A 21,261-nucleotide genomic window follows, 5' to 3' on the forward strand; every position below is an offset into this window, starting at 1 on the left:
GCATGTCAGGAGGTGCCAGGCGTGAGCGACGAAACCCGTGAGCCGGTCAAGCGGCTGTTCTTTGCGTTGGGCTGTGCGCCCGAGCAGCGCAAGGCCATCGCCCGCTGGCGCAGCGAACTGCGGCTGCGCCACGGCAAACCGGTGCCCTCGGAGAATTTTCACCTGACTCTGTTGTTCCTCGGGGCGGTGGAGGTGGCGAAGATTGGCGAGATCTGCAACGCCGTGAGCCAGGTGCAGACGCCGGGTGCGTTGCGGGTGGCGCTGGACCGGGTCGATGCCTGGCGGCGTGCCGGGGCGCTGGTGCTGGCGTGCGAACAGCCGCCACCGGCGTTGTTGCGCCTGGCGTATGCGCTGGAGCAGGCGATGTTGCCGTTTGGGCTGGAAGAGACGCCGAAGGAATTTCGGCCGCACCTGACCTTGATGCGCGATTTTCGCGAGCCGGTGCCTGAGTCGGCGACGCCGCCGGAATTTTACCTGCGCGCCGATCGGTTTGCCCTGTTCGAATCGCACAAGGGCCGGTATCGCGCTTTGGCCGAATGGCCCCTATAAAAAAAGGCGCCCGAGGAGGGCGCCCAAGCTCACCTTAACCGAGGAAGCCAGGTGAGGCCGTTCGGCAGAGAGAGTGCAGCGGTGGTAAGGCGCTGCTTGAACGGAAACTTGATGGCCTCATCGCGAGCAGGCTCGCTCCCACAATTTGGATGTGTGAACACGGACCCCTGTGGGAGCGAGCCTGCTCGCGATGCGATTTCAATGGGGACAACTACTTCCCAAGCTTCACCCGCGTCCACCCCCGGGTCATCACCCGCTGGATGCCGATGGGCATGTCCGGAATCGCATACAGCGTCGCCAGCACATCCTGCGGCGGGTAGGAGCCCGGGTCGTCGCGAATGGCTTCATCGACCAATGGCGTCGCCGCCGCGTTGGCATTGCTGTAGCCGATGTTGTTGGTGACCTCGGCAATGATGTCCGGGCGCATCAGGAAGTTCATGAACAGGTGGGCGTTTGCAACGTTGGCCGCATCCCGGGGGATGGCGACCATGTCGTAGAAACTGCCGGCGCCTTCCCTGGGAATGCTGTAGTCGATCTGCACCTGGTTGCCGGCTTCCTGGGCGCGAGCCTTGGCTTGCAGCACGTCACCGGAGTAACCGACCGCCACGCAGATGTTGCCGTTGGCCAGGTCCGAGATGTACTTGGAGGAATGGAAGTACGCCACCGACGGACGGATCTTCATGAACAGTTCCTGCGCCTGGGCAATCTGCGCCTTGTCCTTGGAGTTCACCGGGTAGCCCAGGTAGTGCAGGGCGGCGGGCAGCATCTCGGTGGGTGAGTCGAGGAAGCTGATGCCACAGGCCTTGAGCTTCTCGGCGTTCTCCGGCTTGAACAGCAGGTCCCAGGAATTGGTCGGCGCATCGGCGCCCAGCGCTTCCCTGACCTTGGCCGGGTTGAAGCCGATACCGATCGAACCCCACATGTACGGGAACGCATGGGCGTTGTCCGGATCGCTCGCCGAGGCGTTTTTCAGCAGCACCGGGTTGAGGTTCTTCCAGTTCGGCAGCCTGGATTTATCCAGTTCCTGATAAACCCCGGCCTTGATCTGCTTGGCCAGGAAACTGTTGGACGGCACGACGATGTCGTAGCCCGATTTCCCCGCGAGCAAACGCGCCTCGAGGGTCTCGTTGCTGTCGAACACGTCATAGGTCACGTGGATGCCGGTCTCGTCTTCGAACTTCTTGACGGTGTCCGGGGCGATGTAGTCCGACCAGTTGTAGACGCGCAGCACCTTGTCATCGGCCTGTGCGAGCGAGGTGATCGCGCCCATCAGGGACAGGGTCAGCAGAGTCCTGCCAAGCATTTTCATCGGTACAGCTTCCTTCTTGTTATGCATTACGCAACGCAGTAAAACGCGACGGCGTCAGGCCGTCGCTTGAGTCATGGGCTTTGGTGCGGGTTGCCAGGCTTCGCTGGCGGTCTGGTCCATGGCTTCCTGGATCGCCCGCTTGCGGGTCGCTTCGGCGCGGCGACCGAAGTACCAGACCAGGAAGGTCACCAGGGACACGGCGAGCAGGATCAGGCTGGCCACGGCGTTGATCTCCGGCTTCACGCCCAGGCGCACCGCCGAGAACACTTCCATCGGCAGGGTGGTGGAGCCCGGGCCCGAAACGAAGCTGGCCAGTACCAGGTCGTCCAGCGACAGGGCGAACGACATCATGCCGCCGGCGGCCAGGGACGGCGCGATCATCGGAATGGTGATCAGGAAAAACACCTTGAAGGGTTTTGCCCCCAGGTCCATGGCCGCTTCCTCGATGGACAAATCCAGCTCACGCAAACGCGAGGACACCACCACCGCCACATAGGCGGCGCAGAACGTGGTGTGGGCGATCCAGATGGTGACGATGCCACGCTCCATCGGCCAACCGATCAACTGCGCCATGGCCACGAACAGCAGCAACAGCGACAGGCCGGTGATCACCTCGGGCATCACCAGTGGCGCGGTGACCAGGCCACCGAACAGCGTGCGGCCCTTGAAGCGGGTGACGCGGGTCAGCACGAACGCTGCCAGCGTACCCAGCGCCACGGCGGCCACCGCCGTGTAGCAGGCGATCTCCAGCGAGCGCACCACCGAGCCCATCAGTTGCGTGTTGTCGAGCAAGCCTGCGTACCACTTCACCGACCAGCCGCCCCACACCGTCACCAGTTTCGAGGCGTTGAACGAGTAGATCACCAGGATCAGCATCGGCAAGTAAATGAAGGCCAGGCCGAACACCAGCATGAACGTTGAAAAACTTGCGCGTTTCATCCCCGACCCTCCATCTCTTTGGCCTGGCTACGGTTGAACAGCAGAATCGGTACGATCAGGATCAACAGCATCACCACCGCCAGGGCGGACGCCACCGGCCAGTCGCGGTTGTTGAAGAACTCCTGCCACAGCACACGGCCGATCATCAGGGTTTCCGGGCCGCCCAGCAGTTCCGGAATCACGAACTCGCCCACCACGGGAATGAACACCAGCATGCAACCGGCGATGATGCCGTTCTTGGCCAGCGGCACGGTGATTTTCCAGAAGTTGTTGAAGTTGCTCGAACCCAGGTCCGACGCGGCTTCCAGCAGGCTATGATCGTGCTTGACCAGGTTGGCGTACAGCGGCAGCACCATGAACGGCAGGTAGGCGTAGACGACGCCGATGTACACCGCCGTGTTGGTGTTGAGGATCTCGATAGGGTGGTTGGTCAGCCCGGTCCACATCAGGAACGCGTTGAGCAGGCCGTTGTTGCTGAGGATGCCCATCCACGCATACACGCGGATCAGGATGGCGGTCCAGGTCGGCATCATGATCAACAGCAGCAGGACGTTCTGCGTTTCCTTGCGGGTTGTGGTGATCGCGTAGGCCATCGGGAAACCGATCAGCAGGCACATCAACGTGCTGAGGAACGCCACCTTCAACGAACCGAAGTACGCCGAGATGTACAGCTCGTCCTCGGTCAGCATCAGGTAGTTGCCGACGTTCATGAACAGTTGCAGCTTCTGTTCGGCGTAGGTGTAGATCTCGGAGTAGGGCGGGATGGCCAGCGCCGCTTCCGAGAAGCTGATCTTCATCACCAGGAAGAACGGCAACAGGAAAAACAGGCACAGCCACAAAAACGGAATGCCGATGACGATCTTGCGGCCGCTGGGCACGAAGCGCATGAATTGCTGGTTGAGAGTACTCATGAGCGCAGTACCACGCCGCTGTCGTCTTCCCACCACACGTAGACCTTGTCGTCCCAGGTCGGGCGTGCGCCACGGCGTTCGGCGTTGGCCATGAACGACTGGACGATCTTGCCGCCGGGCAGCTCGACGTAGAACACCGAGTGGCCGCCCAGGTAGGCGATGTCGTGCACTTTGCCCGCCGACCAGTTGTAGCGGAACTCCGGTTGGCTGGTGCTGACCAGCAGTTTTTCCGGGCGGATGGCGTAGGTGATCGACTTGTCTTCCACCGAGGTGCTGACGCCGTGGCCGACGTAGATCTTCTGCTCCAGGTCCGGGCTGTGGATGATCGCGTGGCCTTCGAGGTCTTCGACCACGGTGCCGTCGAAGGCATTCACGTTGCCGATGAATTCGCAGACCATGCGGCTGACCGGCGCTTCATAGATGTCGACGGGGCTGCCGATCTGGGCGATCCAGCCCAGGTGCATGATGGCGATGCGCTGGGCCATGGTCATGGCCTCTTCCTGGTCGTGGGTCACCATCACGCAGGTCACGCCGACGCGTTCGATGATCTCCACCAGTTCCAGTTGCATCTGCGAGCGCAGCTTTTTGTCCAGAGCGCCCATCGGCTCGTCGAGCAGCAACAGCTTCGGCCGCTTGGCCAGGGAGCGGGCGAGGGCCACGCGCTGGCGCTGGCCGCCGGACAGTTGATGAGGCTTGCGCTTGGCGTATTGGGTCATGTGCACCAGGCGCAGCATCTCTTCCACACGGGCGTCGATCTCGGCGGCCGGCAACTTGTCCTGCTTGAGGCCGAAGGCGATGTTCTGCGCCACGGTCATGTGTGGGAACAGGGCGTAAGACTGGAACATCATGTTGATCGGCCGTTCGTACGGCGGCATGTCGGTGATGTCCACGCCATCGAGCAGGATCCGCCCTTCGGTCGGGCGCTCGAAGCCGGCGAGCATGCGCAGCAGGGTCGATTTGCCGGAACCGGAACCGCCGAGCAGGGCGAAGATCTCGCCTTGATGAATCTCCAGGGAGACATCGTCCACTGCGGTGGTTTCGTCGAATTTCTTGGTGACGCGGTCGACTTTCACCAACACCTTTTTCGGTGATTGATGACCTTCGAGGGCCTTCCTGTAAGTGCTGGAGGCGTTTGCCATGTGAAACTCCCAACAGGTCGTCGGGCCAACGCGGCCTGACTTAATAGTTGATTGCAAACCCGGGTTTCATGGCTGACACCAACCCCTGTAGGAGCGAGCTTGCTCGCGATGCGGTGCGCCAGTCACCATTTGAATCGCCTGACACTACGCATCGCGAGCAAGCTCGCTCCTACAGGGGGCTGTGTTGCCCCCGGGTTTATTCGGCGCCGCCATCCTGGCTGCCTGGGTGGTGCTTTTTGTTGTTGATGCGGTTTGTTATCGCGAAAAGCAGGCGCGCGCAGGCACGCCCATTCCTCACGGGAGCAGTAAAAGGTTTTGGGTGCTTAGCGGGTTTTACGCAGCGCGGCCCGTCGCCGGCAGGCATCGCCGAACGCCTGGAAAATGCTCAGGTACGGCGGATTCGACAGCACCTGCCATTCCGGATGCCATTGCACGCCGACGGCAAAACTCGGGCTGTGGCCCACGGAGATCGCCTCGATCAAGCCGTCCGGCGCAATCGCTTCCACCCGCAGGCCCGGCGCGAGACGGTCGATGCCCTGGCTGTGAATCGAATTGACCATGAACTCGGCCGGCAACTGCAGCGCTTCGAACACGCCGCCCGGTTGCACCGTGACCGCGTGCGCCGGGGCGTATTGCACCGCCAGTTCAGGGCTGTCGGCTTCGCGGTGATCGAGCATGCCCGGCAGTTCGTGCACCTTCTGGTGCAGGCTGCCGCCGAAGGCCACGTTCATTTCCTGGAAGCCGCGGCAAATGCCCAGCACCGGAACGCCAGCGGCAATCGCGGCACGTAACAGGGGAAGAGTGGTGGCGTCCCGCGCCGGATCGTGATCCGTGCCGGGGGCACTGGCCGGGCCCTGATAGTGGAAGGGCTCCACGTTCGACGGCGAGCCGGTGAGCAGCAAACCGTCGAGATGGGTCAGCACTTCGGTGATTTCCGTCAGTTCGCCCAGGGAAGGTATGACCACTGGCATCCCCAAGGCCGCCACGCTGACAGCACGCAGGTACTTGTCGCCGCTGATGTGGTAGGGGTGCAGGCCAATCTGTTTGACGCACGCAGTAACGCCGATCAATGGCTTGAATGCCATTTTTATCACCTCGAAGTTTGACACTTGAACGAGCTTTTCCGGAGCTTAGCCTTGTTGATTTTAATTGACAACTGTCATGTAAAAAATTCTAAACGCCGCGCGTCCGATCCTCAGGATTTACGCGGTGCGGCGGACTGATCTGCGATTTTTGTCCGCCGTAAACCCCCGAAAATAAAGGATGAAAGGCTGGGTGTTCGCTATTGACTTCACTTTGCCGTTCGGGTTGACTGGCTCCGTGGAAGTGCAGTGAACATAATAATTAACAGCTAATAGGTGCATCATGTCGGTCCCTCTGCGTGCCGTTCAACTCAACGAAGCAAACGCATTCCTTAAGAAATATCCTGAGGTTTTGTACGTCGACCTTCTGATTGCGGATATGAACGGTGTGGTGCGCGGCAAGCGCATCGAGCGCACCAGTCTTCATAAGGTGTACGAAAAAGGCATCAACCTGCCGGCGTCGCTGTTTGCCTTGGACATCAACGGCTCCACGGTGGAAAGCACCGGCCTGGGCCTGGACATCGGCGACTCCGACCGGATCTGTTTCCCCATCCCCGGCACCCTCAGCATCGAGCCCTGGCAGAAGCGCCCGACTGCGCAACTGCTGATGACCATGCATGAACTGGAAGGCGAGCCCTTCTTCGCCGACCCGCGCGAAGTGCTGCGCCAGATCGTCAGCAAGTTCGACGACATGGGCCTGACCATCTGCGCTGCGTTCGAGCTGGAGTTCTACCTGATCGACCAGGACAACGTGAACGGCCGTCCGCAATCGCCGCGCTCGCCGGTCTCGGGCAAGCGTCCGATGTCGACCCAGGTGTACCTGATCGACGACCTCGACGAATACGTCGATTGCCTGCAAGACATCCTCGAAGGCGCGAAAGAGCAGGGCATCCCGGCTGACGCCATCGTCAAGGAAAGCGCCCCGGCGCAGTTCGAAGTGAACCTGCATCACGTCAACGACCCGATCAAGGCCTGCGACTACGCGGTGCTGCTCAAGCGTCTGGTGAAGAACATCGCCTACGACCACGAGATGGACACCACTTTCATGGCCAAGCCGTATCCGGGCCAGGCGGGCAACGGCCTGCACGTGCACATCTCGATCCTCGACAAGGCCGGCAACAACATCTTCGCCAGCGAAGACCCGGAGCAGAACACCGCGCTGCGCCACGCCATCGGCGGCGTACTCGACACCCTGCCGGAGCAGATGGCGTTCCTCTGCCCGAACGTCAACTCGTACCGCCGTTTCGGTGCGCAGTTCTACGTGCCGAACTCGCCGAGCTGGGGCATCGACAACCGTACCGTGGCGGTCCGCGTACCGACCGGTTCGCCGGACGCCGTGCGCATCGAACACCGCGTGGCCGGTGCCGACGCCAACCCGTACCTGCTGATGGCCTCGGTGCTGGCCGGTATCCACCACGGCCTGACCAACCAGATCGAACCGGGCGCCCCGGTGGAAGGCAACAGCTACGAGCAGAACGAACAAAGCCTGCCGAACAACCTGCGCGACGCCCTGCGTGTGCTCGATGACAGCGAAGTGATGGCCAAGTACATCGACCCGCTGTACATCGACGTGTTCGTGGCATGCAAGGAAAGCGAGCTGGCCGAGTTCGAAAACTCGATCTCCGACCTTGAGTACAACTGGTACTTGCATACGGTCTAAACCCACCCCGGCCCCCTGTAGGAGCGAGCTTGCTCGCGATGAGGCCCGGTCAGCCAATATCCATGTGGCTGACACTCCGCCATCGCGAGCAAGCTCGCTCCTACAGGGGGATCGTTCGACCCATCCATTTTCTGTGTGAGTCACCCCCCATGACCATGACCCGCAACGACTGGGAGCAACGCTTCCAGTCCCTGACCGTCGAAAGCCGTGCCTTCATCGACGGTGAATACCGCCCGGCCATCAGTGGCGCCACCTTCGAATGCATCAGCCCGGTGGATGGCCGCTTCCTGGCCAACGTCGCCAGCACTGACGAAGCCGACGCCAACGCCGCCGTGGCCGTCGCCCGGCGCACGTTCGCCTCCGGCGTCTGGGCCAACCTGGCCCCGGCCGAGCGCAAGCGCACGCTGATCCGTTTCGCCGACCTGATCCTGGCCCACCGCGAAGAGCTGGCCCTGCTCGAAACCCTCGACATGGGCAAGCCGATCAACGACTCGCTGAACGTCGACATCCCGGCGACCGCCAACGCGATCCGCTGGACCGCCGAAGCCATCGACAAAATCTACGACGAAGTCGCCGCCACGCCCCACGATCAACTCGGCCTGGTCACCCGCGAGCCGGCTGGCGTGGTCGCCGCCATCGTGCCGTGGAACTTCCCGTTGATCATGGCCAGCTGGAAGTTCGCGCCGGCGCTGGCCGCCGGTAACTCGTTCATCCTCAAGCCTTCGGAAAAGTCGCCGCTGACCGCCATCCGCATCGCCCAACTGGCGTTGGAAGCCGGCATTCCCAAAGGCGTGTTCAACGTCCTGCCGGGCTACGGCCACACCGTCGGCAAGGCGCTGGCGTTACACATGGACGTCGACGTGCTGGCGTTCACCGGCTCCACCGCCATCGCCAAGCAACTGATGATCTACGCCGGGCAAAGCAACATGAAGCGCGTCTGGCTGGAGGCCGGTGGCAAGAGCCCGCACGTGGTGTTCGCCGACGCTCCGGACCTGAAAGTGGCCGCCCAGGCGGCGGCCAGCGGCATCGCCTTCAACCAGGGTGAAGTCTGCACCGCCGGCTCGCGCCTGCTGGTGGAACGCTCGATCCGCGACCAGTTCATCCCGCTGCTGGTGGAGGCACTCAAGGCCTGGAAACCGGGGCATGCGCTGGACCCGGCAACCACCGTCGGCGCCGTGGTCGACCAGCGTCAACTGGACAACGTGCTGCGCTACATCGACATCGGCAAGCAGCAGGGTGCCGAGCTGATCGCCGGCGGCCAGCGCACGCTGGAGAGCACTGGCGGCCTGTACGTGGAGCCGGCGATTTTCGACGGCGTGACCAATGCCATGACCATCGCCCAGGAGGAAATCTTCGGCCCGGTGCTGTCGCTGATCACCTTCGACAGCGTCGATGAAGCGCTGGCCATCGCCAACGACAGCATCTTCGGCCTGGCCGCCGGTGTGTGGACCAGCAACCTGAGCAAGGCCCACACCTTCGCCCGTGGCCTGCGCGCCGGCAGCGTCTGGGTCAACCAGTACGACGGCGGCGATATGACCGCGCCGTTCGGCGGGTTCAAGCAGTCGGGCAACGGTCGCGACAAATCGCTGCATGCGTTCGACAAGTACACCGAGCTCAAGGCGACCTGGATCAAGCTCTGACACCTATAAGAAAAGCGAGGTCGCCGACACCCGCCGGCGGCCCTCGGAGAAAACCATGAAACAAGCCCACGTAAACAGCTACTACGCCGCCACCCGCAACTTCACCGGCGATTTCCCGGTGCTCGAGGAAGCGGTGGACTGCGACGTCTGCATCATCGGCGCCGGCTACACCGGCCTGTCCTCGGCGTTGTTCCTGGCCGAGGCCGGCTACAGCGTGACCGTGCTCGAAGCGGCCAAGGTCGGCTTCGGCGCCAGCGGTCGCAACGGCGGCCAACTGGTCAACTCCTATAGCCGTGACGTCGATGTCATCGAAGAGCGCTATGGCGACAAGACCGCCGAAGTGCTCGGCAGCATGATTTTCGAAGGCGCCGACATCATTCGCCAGCGCATACAGCACTACGATATCCAGTGCGACTACCGTCCGGGTGGCATCTTCGCGGCACTGAACAACAAGCAGCTCAAGGGCCTGGCCGAGCAGAAAAGCAGCTGGGAGCGCTACGGCAACAAGAACCTGACGATGCTCAGCGCCGCCGACATCAAGCGCGAAGTGGGCAGCGACAACTACGTCGGCGGCCTGCTCGACATGCAGGGCGGCCACATTCACCCGCTGAACCTGGCCCTGGGCGAAGCCTCGGCGATCATCGGCCTGGGCGGCAAGATCTATGAGCAATCGGCGGCGGTGGAAATCACCTACGGCGAACCGAACACCGTGCGCACCGCCAAGGGCGTGGTCAAGGCCAAGTACCTGCTGATCGCCGGCAACGCCTACCTGCCGCAGGGCCTGGACAACCGCGTCACCGCCAAGAGCATGCCGTGCGGCTCGCAGATCGTCGTCACCGAGCCGTTGACCGAGCAGCAGGCGCGCAGCCTGATCACCAACAACTACTGCGTCGAAGACTGCAACTACCTGCTCGACTACTACCGCCTGACCGCCGACAACCGCCTGCTGTACGGCGGCGGCGTGGTCTACGGTGCCCGCGAGCCGGACGATATCGAGCAACTGATTCGTCCGAAGATCCTCAAGACCTTCCCGCAACTCAAGGACGTGAAGATCGACTACCGCTGGACCGGCAACTTCCTGCTGACCATGTCGCGCATGCCGCAATTCGGCCGTATCGAGAAGAACGCCTACTACATGCAGGGTTATAGCGGCCACGGTGTCACCTGCTCGCACCTGGCCGGCAAACTGATCTCGGAAATGATCCGCGGCGACGCCGAACGCTTCAACGCCTTCGCTTCGCTGCCGCACATGCCGATGCTTGGCGGCCGCACCTTCCAGGCCCCGCTGACGGCGATGGGCGCGGCGTACTATGCGTTGCGTGATCGTTTCGGTATCTAAAACTCCACGGCGATCCTGTAGGAGCGAGCTTGCTCGCGATGAGGCCCTGTCAGTCACCATTTATGTAACTGATCCACCGCCATCGCGAGCAGGCTCGCTCCCACAGGTCATGAGGTACATGCAAATCTTGTAGGGCACTCAAAACACTGTGGGAGCGAGCCTGCTCGCGATAGGGGTCGCCAAACACCCGGAAAATCCCACCACTCATCGAACCTGCTGGCCAACACCCACAAACGTGATTTAATACCCGCCTTTCACATTACCGGGACAGGGAAAGCGGCACTCTCGCGACCAAGCGTCGCCCGCCATCCACCCCCATAACCCTTAAGTTCTACTCGCATAAGGCTGTCATGGATACGGGCTCACGACTCAAACTGGTACGCGAAAGCTACAAACTCTCCCAACGCGAACTCGCTCGCCGCAGCGGCGTGACCAACGCCACCATTTCCCTGATCGAACAGAATCGCGTCAGCCCCTCGGTCAGTTCCCTGAAAAAACTGCTCGAAGGCATCCCCATGTCCCTGGCGGACTTCTTCACCTTCGACCAGCCGCCACGCGAGCACCAATACGTGTTCCGCGCCAACGAACAGCCAGACCTGGGTCGCCACGGCCTGCGCCTGCTGCTGATCGGCGCCTCGGTGCCCAGCCGCCAGATGCGCCTGCTGCGCGAACAGTACGCCCCCGGCGCCAGCTCCGGCGAAGAGCCCATCGTCCACGCCGAAGGCGAGGAGTGCGGCCTGGTCACGCGCGGCACCGTCGAACTGACCGTGGACGGCCAGGTCAGCGTGCTCAGTGCCGGCGACGGCTACTACTTCCCGACCACCTTGCCGCACAAATTCCGCAACATCGGCCAGGACGAGGCGGAAATCATCAGCGCCAACACGCCGGCGAACTTCTGAACTGACGACTTCGACCCAAGGAAGGGTGCGCTTATGGATGCCCGAACGTTTCGTTACTACCTCTGGGCATGGCCAGTGGTGTTTGTCACATCAGCTTTTTACAGCGTGATGCTGGCCGGAGGGCTGAAGCTGTTCTTTGGCGTGGAGGGCGTGGTCCTGAACGTCGCAGGGTTTGGCTCCTACGCGGTCTTCTGTCTGCTGGGCTTGTTTTACTTCGTGCCAAGAATGAAAAAGGATGAGTTCGGTGAGAGCGCGTACGGGCAGTACACCAGCGTCGCAGCGTCCAGGGTCGCCATTTTCACGGGAGCCTGGATCGGGACGTTCTTGAGTGCTCCGGCCATCGATCATGTCGGCTTTTTGAGTGCGATGCCGCGGTGGTTGGCGTTGAGTACGTTGTTCGCCGTGTTTGCCATCGCTGTTGCGATTTTCAGCCACTGCAAGTGGAAGCCTGGCCAACGGCGCTGACCATCCCGTGTAAAACCTCAAACGCTGATTCCATTTGCGCTGATGCTCCAGGAAAGCCAAAATCCGCGCCCGGTTTTTCAAGGCAAATGGAATTCAACACATGACCGCACCACGCATCCGCGCTCTGGCACTCTGCATTTTTCATCACGACGGCAAGATACTGGTTAACGAGGCCGTCGATCCCGTCACGCAACACCCATTCTTCCGACCCATCGGCGGCGGCATCGAGTTCGGCGAAACCAGCGCCCAGGCCATCGAGCGTGAGGTGCAGGAAGAGCTCGGCTTGGCCATCACCGGTGCTCGCCTGCTCGGTACGCTGGAAAGCCTGTTCACCTACGCGGGGAAGCCGGGGCATGAAATCGTGCAGGTTTATGATGCGAGGTTTGTGGATGGCAGCGTTTATGAACGGCCGCACCTGGATGGCCAGGAGAGCAATGGCGCACCTTTTGTCGCCAGGTGGGTGGCGTTGGAAGGGTTTACGGATGTGGCGCCGTTGGTTCCAGATGGGCTTCTCGCGTTGCTGAAAAACTGCCTAAGGTGAGATGGATCTAGCGGAATGTAGGTGGTTTATTGAATTTTCATAAACCTGATGATTTGCATAGATCCACCGGATACGTTTGTCCTTCGCTAAGGAACAGCCACAACTTTTTCCACATTAGGCTGTGGTCGTTTCCTTACTCGAAGTGCGAACTTTTTTTGTCTTGTTGGCGGCTGAGCGAAGATCAGATTTTGTGGTGGAAGGTTTGCTGGCAACCGGCTTGCCAGATGGCTTTTCTGAATCCCCATAACTCTTCTCAGACGGCAACGCAGACGTGGATAGTGGGCGCACTGTGAGCTCTAAGCCTAATGCGGTCATCAGTTTCCTGATTGTCTCAAAACGCGTTTTCGCTCCGCCTTTCAGTAGTTTGTAAAGGCTTTCGCGGTTAAGCCCGGCTTCTAATGCGACGTTGTTCACACCTTTGGCCTTGGCAACCTGGCCAATCGCATGAATGAACATGGAGTCACCAGCCTTCATACTTTCTGCAATGTACTTAGCCATGACTTCGGGGTTAGCGAGATAGCTCGACGCTTCATAATGACTTGTGCCAGAAGTGTCGAGATTGAGGATTGGCATGTCCTCGGGATTGAATATAGTGTCAGTCATGTCATTTTCCTCCTAAGAGCATCGAGGATTCGTTTCGCTCGTTTGATGGCGCGTGCTTGATCGGTTTTATCGCTTCCCGTTAGCATCAAATAGTCGGTTCTGCCGGTACGGACAAAATAGATTCTGTAGCCTGGGCCTACGAAAACACGCATTTCACTCATGCCGCCACCCACGCCTTTACAGTCTCCGAAATAGCCAATTTCTGCGCAGTCCAGGCGGTGAATAATCAGCGTTTTTCCTTTCGCATCTACCAGTTTATGCAGCCATTGATCGAATTCAGTTGTTGTGTGAATCCTATTTTTATTCTCTTCGAGCATAGACCTATTTGTAGCCTACTGGCTACTCCCTGTTTGATCTCGTTGAGTGCAGGTCTTTTGCTGCTCTACAACGCATGTCGGTATCGGCCAACAAAACCCCGCCTCCATGCAGGGTTTTATTTTGGCGTCAGATGGTGTGTCTCTACTTTAGGGATGCGGATCCCTGCCACTGAAAGTGTCAGCGACAGCATGAATGTAGGCCCCGATTTTCACCCTCACAACCGCCCTGTAGGACGCAAAACCAGAGCTCAACACAAGGCTGAATGCCACTGTTTACGTAGCTTTGAGTCTATTTCGCGGGTTACAGGGGGGCGTAAGAAATCGGAGGCAGGGAAGGGAGCGAGTTCGCTGTCGAGCGGGGGTTAAAACCCCCGTGACAATGGGTAAATTCCTACGCGTTTTTCGGAAGCCAGGATCACTGTCTCGTTTGTGGGGAATTGGGGTTGTGCTGTGTGTGTTTCGGGCCCGCCAGCAGCCAGGCGAGCAGGCCGAAGAGGGGGACGAAGACGATGAAGACGATCCACAACAGCTTGTTGCTGGATTTGCCTTCGGCTTTGCGGACGCGGTTGATGGCCCAGATTTCGATGAGCACCAAAATGGCGGCGAGTAGGATCCAGATGGTTTCTGTTTGCATGGGTTGCCCTCCTGATGGTCTTAGCGTTAGGTGGGCTGGGAGGGGTGGGGTTCATTAAATTTTGGGGGATGACTGATCGTTCCCATGCGCCGCAAAGGAATGCCTCCACGGACGCTCCGCGTTTGGCTCTTGAGTGGGACGCAGAGCGTCCCGGGCTGCATTCCCACGCAGGAGCGTGGGAATGATCAGCACAGGGTTTTGCGGTGTTGTTTAGAGCGTGGCGAGCTTGCCGGTGGTGAGGCGGCGTTTGTAGGCGCTGTCGCGGTTGGCGAGCCAGTAGTAGAGCGGCGAGGTGATGAGCAGGCCGACCAGCCAGGACAGGTCGGCGCCGTCGATGTGGGCGCTGATCGGGCCGACGTACAGCGGGGTGTTCATGAACGGGATCTGCACCACGATGCCGATGGCGTAGGCCAGCAAGGCCTGTGGGTTGTAGCGCCCGTAGATGCCGCCGTCGACCTTGAAGATCGAGTGGATGTCGTAGTTGCCTTTGTGGATGGCGTAGAAGTCGATCAGGTTGATCGCGGTCCACGGCACCAGCACCACGAGCAGCACCAGGACCATGTCGACGAAGTGGCCGATGAAGTTGGCCGAGGCGCCGACCGCGGCGAAGCAGCAGGCGGCGAGGATGATGATCGACAGCACCGCGCGGCTTTTGGCGGTGGGGATCCAGCGATACGCGAAGGTCTGCACCAGGGTGATCAGCGACAGCACGGCGCCGTAGAGGTTGAGGGCGTTGTGGCTGATGACGCTGAGCAGAAACAGCACCAGCATCAGCGGGCCGATGGAGCCGGTGGCGAGCTTGACCGCGTCCATGGTGTCCATGCCTTCGGGCGTGGCGAGCACGGCGACGGCGCCGAAGATGAACGACAGGCTGGAACCGAGCACGGTGCCCAAGTAAGTCGTCCAGAACGTCGCTGCGACGGGCACGTTGGCCGGCAGGTAGCGCGAGTAGTCGGACACGTACGGCGCAAAGGCGATCTGCCACAGTGCCGCCAGCGAGACGGTGGCGAGCCAGCCGGAGATGTTGAAGCTGCCGCGGGTGAGGAAGTCCGCCGTCTGCACGTGGGTGAAGATGTAGCCGAAGCCGAGCACGATGCCGGCGCCGAGCACCCAGGTGCCGATGCGGTTGAGCACGTGGATGAAGCGGTAGCCGATGATGCCGATGATCCCCGAACCCAGGGCGCCGATGACGATGCCGACCGGCACGGGCACGCTGTCGACCACGCCGTGCAGGGACTTGCCGGCGAGCACGATGTTGGAGGCGAAGAAGCCGATGTACATGATGCCGGCGATCAACACCACCAGCAGCGCGCCGAGCGAGCCGAACTGGGCGCGGCTCTGGATCATCTGCGGAATGCCCATCTGCGGTCCCTGGGCCGAGTGCAGCGCCATCAGCACGCCGCCCACCAGGTGACCCACGAGGATGGCGACGATGCCCCACACCAGATTCAGGTGGAACATCTGCACGCCGAGGGCGCCGGTGACGATGGGCAGCGGCGCGATGTTGCCGCCGAACCAGAGGGTGAACAGGTCGCGGGTCTTGCCGTGACGATCTTCGGGCGGCACGTAGCCGATGGTGTGTTTTTCGATGAGCGGGGTTGAGGTTGTTGCTGTGGTAACCATGACGGACTCCAAGGCAATTTTGAGTACGTGGACGTACTTCGGTGTGCGCCGCGCGGGGGCGGTGCATTTCTTGTTGGAGTCGATGATGTGGGGTGGTGGGGTAGAGATAAATTAGTAAGTTTGTGGGTATAGACGTTAAAAAATGTGGGTCGGTTTTCGCTCGCAAGAACGCCGAAAACCCCTGTAGGAGCGAGCTTGCTCGCGATAGCGGTACATCAGTCGATATTGATTTGACTGACCTGCCGTCATCGCGAGCAAGCTCGCTCCTACAGGGGGAATCTGCTGTTCTGGGATCGGCTTATTCGCTAACCCATTGCACCATCCTCGACAACATTTCATCACAGCGATCCAGTTGCTCGACGCTGACGAATTCGTCCGGTTTGTGGCCCTGGTCCATGCTGCCGGGGCCGCAGACGACGGTGGGAATGCCGGCGGCGTCGAACAGGCCGCCTTCGGTGCCGAAGGCCACGGTGCCGAAGTCTCGTGAGCCGCAGAATGCCGCGATCAGCTCGGCCGCTTGGCTGTGTGCGTCGGTGGCCAGGCCGGGGTAGGCTGAGAGCTCGCTGAAGCAGATTTCACTCTGCTCGCTCACCGCCCGCATGCGCGGCAGCAGCTGTTGTTCGGCGTAGCTCTTGAGCGCCTGCGCCACCTCGTTCGGGTCTTGTGCCGGCAAGGCACGCACCTCGAAGTCGAAGCGGCAGTCGGCGGGGACGATGTTCAGCGCCTTGCCGCCGGCGATCACCCCGGTCTGCACCGTGGAGAAGGGTGGGTCGAAGCGCGTGTCGTGCAGTTGCGGTGCCTTGAGGCGCTGGCCGATCCGGCCCAGTTCGCCGATCAGTTCGGCGGCGTACTCGATGGCGTTGACCCCCTGCGGCGCATAGGCCGAATGGCAGGCGTGCCCGTGGATGTCGCAACGCATCGCCAGTTTGCCCTTGTGCCCCAGCACCGGTTTCAGCTCGGTGGGTTCGCCGATGATGCACAGCAACGGCTTGACCGGCCGCTGTTGCAGTTCGGCCAGCAACGAACGCACGCCGAGGCAGCCGACCTCTTCATCGTAGGACAGCGCGATGTGCACCGGCAGACGGAGCGTGGCGTTCACCAGGGTGGGCACCAGCGCCAGCACGCAGGCGATGTAGCCCTTCATGTCCGCGGTGCCGCGGCCGTACAGCTTGCCGTCGCGTTCGCTCAGCGCGAACGGCGGCAGCGTCCAGGGCTGGCCGTCCACCGGCACCACGTCGGTATGCCCGGACAGCACGATGCCCGGTACGTCGACCGGGCCAATGCTGGCGAACAGGTTGGCCTTGCTGCGCGACTCGTTGTAGATCAACTGGCACGGCACGTCGAAACCCTGCAGGTAGTCGCGCACGAACTCGATCAGTTGCAGGTTCGATTCGCGGCTGGTGGTGTCGAAGGCCACCAGGGTGTGCAGCAGGTCACGGCTGGCGCTCATCGGTCGTCTCCGGCGACGCCGTAGCCAGGGGAGCGATCCGGGGCGAGGGCGCGGTCGATGTAGTCCTGCACCTGCGGGCGGTAGGCGTCCCAGAGTTTTTCCAGGGCGCCGATGGGGTCTGCATCGGCCCAGTCCACGCGCAAGTTGATGATCGGCCAGGTCAGGTCGCCGACCACGATCATCGCGGCCGAATGCACCGGGCCGGCTTCGCCACCGGCGGCGATGGCGGCTTGCATGGCGGTGAGCAATCGGTCGGCGAGCTGGCCCTCGCCGTGTTCGAAGGCGCTGACCATGGCGTCGATGACGGCGGGGTCTGAGAGCATGTTGCCGGCGGCGATGCATTGCTCGCCCGCCACGGCGTTGTGGTTACCCAGGGTTTGCGCGCCGCTGAAATGCGCGGTCTGGCCGAGGTGGTCGATGGCGGTGATCTGCCGGTACTGGCTGTAGCCGTTGCGTGTGAGCACCTTGTCCAGCGCCTCGCCGGGGGCCAGGCCTTGCTCCAGCAGGGTGAGCACGTCGGGACCTAAGGAGGGCAGGGTGATGTTCTGCGTGGACACGGCGCCGACACCCGGCAGCAGCCACGGGCAGCGGGCGCCGACGGCGATGCTGGAGGAGCTGATGGCGATGCCGAACTGGCCGGTTTCGGGGCAGCGGGCGGTGATGGAGAAGGTCATGGTTTTGCTCCTTGGTCTGCCTTGGCAAATGGGGTGGCTGGGCTGGCCCCATCGCGAGCAGGCTCGCTCCCACAGGGTTTGTGGGTGTACACAATATTTTTGAACACCTTCGATCCTCTGTGGGAGCGAGCCTGCTCGCGATAGGGCGCGACTCGGTCCTACTCGGGGATCACCGCAATTACGTCGATCTCCATTAGCCACTGCGGCTGTCCCAGTGCCGATACCACCAGCCCGGTGGAGATCGGGAATACGCCTTTGAGCCACTTGCCGACTTCCTGGTACACCGGCTCGCGATAGCGTGGGTCGATCAGGTAGGTGGTGGTCTTGACGATGTGGCTCAGGTCGCTGCCGGCTTCTTCGAGCAGTTGCTTGACGTTGCGCATCGCCTGTTCGGCCTGGGCGCGGGGGTCGCCCAGGCCCACCAGCCGACCTTCGAAGTCGGTGCCGACCTGGCCGCGTACGTACACGGTGTTGCCGGCGCGCACCGCCTGGCACAGGTCGTTGTCCAGGCTCTGGTTGGGGTAGGTTTCCTTGGTGTTGAACATGCGAATGCGGGTATGGGTTGGGGTGGCCATTTCAAGCTCCTGGACGATTAAGCGCTGACTGTTTTTTTAGCGGCAAGTGGGGCGACCGTTGCGCTGCGTTGCGCCGACTCGTGGTAGTCGAGGTACGAACGCTGGATGGCGATGTGATCGGCCACGTACTTGGCGTCGTGCCACACGCCCCAGATGAACGACGAACCGCGCCGCGACTGCCAGGGCAGGCCGAGGAAATACACGCCCGGTTCGCTCGACACACCGCGCTGATGCGCAGGCTTGCCCTTGTCGTCGAAGGCGTTGACGTTCAGCCAGCTGTAGTCGGTGGCAAAACCGGTGGCCCAGATGATCGAGGTGACGCCGGCCTTGGCCAGGTCCAGTTGCAGGATCGGCTCGGTGACGCACGCAGGGTCGGGGAAGGTGATACGCGCCTCCGGCTCCAGCGGCAGGTCCAGGCCGTTGCGTTCGATGTAGGCATCGGCGGCGTTGAGCAGGGCCAGGTAGTTCTCGTCGCCCCGCGCCAGGTTCTCGACCAGGTTGGCCTGGAACGTGGCCACGCCACCGTCGAAGGACTGGGTCAGGCCAACCAGGGTCATGCCGCGATGGGCCAGTTCACGGAAGTCCACGGTGCGCCCGCCATGGGCACCGCTCACGGCGATGGTGACGTGCTCGCGACCGGGTTTCATCGCCGCCTGGTCCCACTCGCCGAGCACCCCCAGCCACCAGCAGAAATCGCGGTTGCGGTAGGCGCGGGGCGGGCGGTCGTGGGCGCCCACCGAGAGGTAGACCTGCTTGCCCGAGCGCTGCAATTCGTCGGCGATCTGCACGCCCGACGAACCGGCACCGACCACCAGCACTGCGCCTTCAGGCAGTTGCCCGGGGTTGCGGTAATCGGCGGAGTGGATTTGTAGGAAGGGCTGCTCCTTCGGCGCAATCGGCGGAATGACCGGACGCTGGAACGGGCCGGTGGCGGCCACCACGCGCATCGCTTCGATCACGCCTTGCGAGGTTTCGACGGTGAAGCCCGGACGCCCGACATTGCGCTCGACTTTCAGCACGTCGACGCCGGTGCGGATCGGTGCGTTGAATTTTTTCGCATAGGCCTCGAAGTAATCGGCGACCTGCTCTTTGGGGACGAAGGCATCGGGGCTGTGGCTGGCGAATTCCAGGCCGGGAAAGCGGTCGTGCCACGCCGGGCCGTTGGCCACCAGCGAATCCCAGCGCCCGGTGCGCCAGCGTTCGGCAATGCGATTACGCTCCAGCACCAGGTGCGGCACGCCGAGTTTGCTCAGGTGTTCGCTCATGGCCACGCCAGCTTGACCTGCGCCGACGATCAACGTGTCTGTTGTTATTTTTTCGGTGGTCATCTCTGTACCCTTCGAGTTGGATTGAGGTCGCGAACGGCCTGCCATTTCTTGGGTTCAAGACTAGGGATGACCCCCTGTATCGGTAAAATATTATTAAGCTGGCATTTGAGTATAAATAACTGATGCAGAGCGTTGAGCAGCCCGTGGTTGCGGTATCTGATTGAAATATGGTTGTATAGTGCAACTAAATTTCAAAAGGAACCCTACGGTGACCACACCTCCCGAATTGATTGACCAGATTCGTGGCGCGTCGCGCACCATGGTCCGTGAGTTGGGCTTCATGCGTGCGACGCTGGCGGGCACGCAATACTCCCCATCGGCGGTGCACACACTGCTGGAAATCGAGGCGCACGGGGCCTTGGCGGCGGCTCGACTGGTGCAATTGCTGGACCTGGAAAAATCCAGTGTCAGTCGCATGGTGGCGAAGTTGATCAAGGCTGGCGAGCTGGAGGAAAGCGCTGGCGTCGATGGTCGTGTGAAGCGCTTGCAGTTGACGAAACAGGGCAAGCGCACGGTGGCGGCGATTCATGTTCATAGCCAGCAGCAAGTGCAATTGGCGCTCAAGTACCTCAATCCGTCGCAGCAACAGGCTGTCGCCCAAGGGCTTACGGTTTATGCCCAGTCGTTGCATGCCCATCGCACGGCCGCGGACCCGACCGGCAGCGCAACGATTGAAATCTGTACCGGATATCGCCCCGGCGTCGTGGGGCGAATCACGGAGATGCATGCCGCGTTCTATTCCAGGTACTCAGGGTTCGGGCAGTTCTTCGAAAGCCGGGTCGCCAGTGGCCTGGCGGAATTCGTCGGGCGGCTGGACCAGCCTTGCAACCAGATCTGGCTGGCGATCATGAACGATCGCATCGTCGGCTCGATCGCCATCGACGGGCAGGACATGGGCGACAACCAGGCACACCTGCGCTGGTTCATCCTCGACGATGGCTGCCGTGGCAGCGGCGTCGGACGCCGGCTGCTGGCTGAAGCCGTTGCATTCTCCGACCGCCAGGGTTTCGACATCATTGAACTGTCGACCTTCAAGGGTCTGGACGCGGCTCGCCAGCTTTATGAGTCGGCAGGGTTTGTATTGTCGCTGGAAGAGCAGGGCAGCCAGTGGGGCAGCGTTGTCACCGAACAACAATTTACCCGGCGCCGGGCCAACCTTCGGTAAACTGCCCGCACCTTTTCATCCTCGAACAAGAGCACCCCATGGCCAACCAAGACATCGCCTTCACCCCCGATCCCGACGCGGATTCCATCTCCAGCGACGTGGCCGGTTTCGCCGGCATCCTGGTGTCGACCCAGATCCCGACTCGCGCGGATGGCAGCCTGGAACTGGGCGACATCACCGCGCAAAGCGAATGCACCTTGCAGGCGCTGAAAGTGGCGCTGGAGCGCGCCGGCAGTTCCATGGACCGCGTGCTGCACCTGACCATCTACCTCACCGACATGGCCGACCGTGCCGCGTTCAACGAGGTGTACAAGCGCTTCTTCGCCAAGCCGTGGCCGGTGCGTGCCGCGGTCGGTGTCGCCGCCCTGGCGGTGGACGGCATGCGCGTGGAAGTGACGGCAATGGCCGCCAAGGCCTGA

The 21,261-nt window shown here is 61.6% G+C and carries 22 protein-coding genes; 9 read left to right on the plus strand and 13 right to left on the minus strand.

Features of this window, described 5'->3' with window-relative positions; translation table 11 throughout:
- Positions 1–21 precede the first annotated feature (21 nt).
- On the plus strand, positions 22–549 hold the full coding sequence (gene thpR, locus ABVN20_RS04265) for an RNA 2',3'-cyclic phosphodiesterase (RefSeq protein ID WP_368554251.1): 528 nt from the start codon (positions 22–24) through the stop codon (positions 547–549).
- Between the two features lie 211 nt (positions 550–760).
- Here thpR and ABVN20_RS04270 read toward each other — a convergent pair whose 3' ends face one another.
- The 5 genes from ABVN20_RS04270 to ABVN20_RS04290 form a co-directional block, all read right to left on the minus strand.
- Positions 761–1,858, minus strand: coding sequence for a polyamine ABC transporter substrate-binding protein (locus tag ABVN20_RS04270; RefSeq protein WP_368554252.1), 1,098 nt, complete (start codon positions 1,856–1,858; stop codon positions 761–763).
- Positions 1,859–1,912: 54 nt separating this feature from the next.
- Positions 1,913–2,797, minus strand: a complete 885-nt coding sequence (locus ABVN20_RS04275; protein WP_368554253.1) for an ABC transporter permease subunit — start codon at positions 2,795–2,797, stop codon at positions 1,913–1,915.
- Positions 2,794–3,675, minus strand: a complete 882-nt coding sequence (locus tag ABVN20_RS04280; protein ID WP_368554559.1) for an ABC transporter permease subunit — start codon at positions 3,673–3,675, stop codon at positions 2,794–2,796. Before ABVN20_RS04280 ends, ABVN20_RS04275 begins: the two co-directional genes overlap by 4 nt.
- A 29-nt stretch (positions 3,676–3,704) precedes the next feature.
- Positions 3,705–4,847, minus strand: a complete 1,143-nt coding sequence (gene potA, locus ABVN20_RS04285; protein ID WP_368554254.1) for a polyamine ABC transporter ATP-binding protein — start codon at positions 4,845–4,847, stop codon at positions 3,705–3,707.
- 323 nt (positions 4,848–5,170) lie between these two features.
- Positions 5,171–5,932, minus strand: a complete 762-nt coding sequence (locus ABVN20_RS04290) for a gamma-glutamyl-gamma-aminobutyrate hydrolase family protein (RefSeq protein ID WP_368554255.1) — start codon at positions 5,930–5,932, stop codon at positions 5,171–5,173.
- A 280-nt stretch (positions 5,933–6,212) separates the two neighbouring features.
- On the opposite strand from ABVN20_RS04290, the gene ABVN20_RS04295 reads away from it, so the two are divergent.
- From ABVN20_RS04295 to ABVN20_RS04320, 6 genes are all read left to right on the plus strand, one after another.
- Positions 6,213–7,589, plus strand: coding sequence for a glutamine synthetase family protein (locus ABVN20_RS04295; RefSeq protein WP_368554256.1), 1,377 nt, complete (start codon positions 6,213–6,215; stop codon positions 7,587–7,589).
- 149 nt (positions 7,590–7,738) lie between these two features.
- Positions 7,739–9,229, plus strand: coding sequence for an aldehyde dehydrogenase (locus ABVN20_RS04300; RefSeq protein ID WP_368554257.1), 1,491 nt, complete (start codon positions 7,739–7,741; stop codon positions 9,227–9,229).
- 55 nt (positions 9,230–9,284) lie between these two features.
- Positions 9,285–10,568, plus strand: coding sequence for an NAD(P)/FAD-dependent oxidoreductase (locus ABVN20_RS04305; protein ID WP_368554258.1), 1,284 nt, complete (start codon positions 9,285–9,287; stop codon positions 10,566–10,568).
- Between the two features lie 350 nt (positions 10,569–10,918).
- A complete protein-coding gene (locus ABVN20_RS04310) occupies positions 10,919–11,467 on the plus strand; it encodes a cupin domain-containing protein (protein WP_368554259.1) in 549 nt (182 codons plus the stop codon).
- Positions 11,468–11,500: 33 nt separating this feature from the next.
- Positions 11,501–11,932, plus strand: coding sequence for a hypothetical protein (locus tag ABVN20_RS04315; protein WP_368554260.1), 432 nt, complete (start codon positions 11,501–11,503; stop codon positions 11,930–11,932).
- 100 nt (positions 11,933–12,032) lie between these two features.
- The gene (locus ABVN20_RS04320; protein ID WP_368554261.1) at positions 12,033–12,473 is read left to right on the plus strand and encodes an NUDIX hydrolase; all 441 of its coding nucleotides are present in this window, start codon (positions 12,033–12,035) and stop codon (positions 12,471–12,473) included.
- A gap of 114 nt (positions 12,474–12,587) precedes the next feature.
- Here the strand turns inward: ABVN20_RS04320 and ABVN20_RS04325 are convergent, their stop codons facing one another.
- The 8 genes from ABVN20_RS04325 to ABVN20_RS04360 all read right to left on the minus strand — a co-directional run bounded on the left by ABVN20_RS04325 (position 12,588) and on the right by ABVN20_RS04360 (position 19,722).
- Positions 12,588–13,076 carry an addiction module antidote protein gene (locus ABVN20_RS04325; protein ID WP_368554262.1) on the minus strand — a complete coding sequence of 163 codons (489 nt, stop codon included), beginning with the start codon at positions 13,074–13,076 and terminating at the stop codon, positions 12,588–12,590.
- Complete coding sequence (locus ABVN20_RS04330) at positions 13,073–13,393, minus strand: type II toxin-antitoxin system RelE/ParE family toxin (protein WP_368554263.1); 321 nt, start codon at positions 13,391–13,393, stop codon at positions 13,073–13,075. Before ABVN20_RS04330 ends, ABVN20_RS04325 begins: the two co-directional genes overlap by 4 nt.
- Before the next feature lie 415 nt (positions 13,394–13,808).
- Positions 13,809–14,027 (minus strand): PLD nuclease N-terminal domain-containing protein, encoded by a 219-nt coding sequence (locus ABVN20_RS04335; RefSeq protein WP_368554264.1) that lies wholly within the window; start codon positions 14,025–14,027, stop codon positions 13,809–13,811.
- A 210-nt stretch (positions 14,028–14,237) separates the two neighbouring features.
- Complete coding sequence (locus ABVN20_RS04340; RefSeq protein ID WP_368554265.1) at positions 14,238–15,650, minus strand: cytosine permease; 1,413 nt, start codon at positions 15,648–15,650, stop codon at positions 14,238–14,240.
- Between the two features lie 298 nt (positions 15,651–15,948).
- Positions 15,949–17,100, minus strand: a complete 1,152-nt coding sequence (argE, locus tag ABVN20_RS04345) for an acetylornithine deacetylase (RefSeq protein ID WP_368554266.1) — start codon at positions 17,098–17,100, stop codon at positions 15,949–15,951.
- Positions 17,097–17,774 (minus strand): DUF1028 domain-containing protein, encoded by a 678-nt coding sequence (locus tag ABVN20_RS04350; RefSeq protein WP_368554267.1) that lies wholly within the window; start codon positions 17,772–17,774, stop codon positions 17,097–17,099. The genes argE and ABVN20_RS04350 overlap by 4 nt, the downstream gene beginning before the upstream one ends.
- A gap of 158 nt (positions 17,775–17,932) precedes the next feature.
- Complete coding sequence (locus ABVN20_RS04355) at positions 17,933–18,349, minus strand: RidA family protein (protein WP_368554268.1); 417 nt, start codon at positions 18,347–18,349, stop codon at positions 17,933–17,935.
- A 17-nt stretch (positions 18,350–18,366) separates the two neighbouring features.
- Positions 18,367–19,722, minus strand: a complete 1,356-nt coding sequence (locus ABVN20_RS04360; RefSeq protein WP_368554269.1) for a flavin-containing monooxygenase — start codon at positions 19,720–19,722, stop codon at positions 18,367–18,369.
- 163 nt (positions 19,723–19,885) lie between these two features.
- On the opposite strand from ABVN20_RS04360, the gene ABVN20_RS04365 reads away from it, so the two are divergent.
- Together ABVN20_RS04365 and ABVN20_RS04370 are read left to right on the plus strand one after the other, a co-directional pair.
- Positions 19,886–20,842, plus strand: coding sequence for a GNAT family N-acetyltransferase (locus ABVN20_RS04365; RefSeq protein ID WP_368554270.1), 957 nt, complete (start codon positions 19,886–19,888; stop codon positions 20,840–20,842).
- Positions 20,843–20,880: 38 nt separating this feature from the next.
- Positions 20,881–21,261, plus strand: coding sequence for a RidA family protein (locus tag ABVN20_RS04370; protein WP_368554271.1), 381 nt, complete (start codon positions 20,881–20,883; stop codon positions 21,259–21,261).

Origin of the sequence: Pseudomonas sp. MYb118, assembly GCF_040947875.1 — a bacterium.
GTDB lineage: Bacteria > Pseudomonadota > Gammaproteobacteria > Pseudomonadales > Pseudomonadaceae > Aquipseudomonas.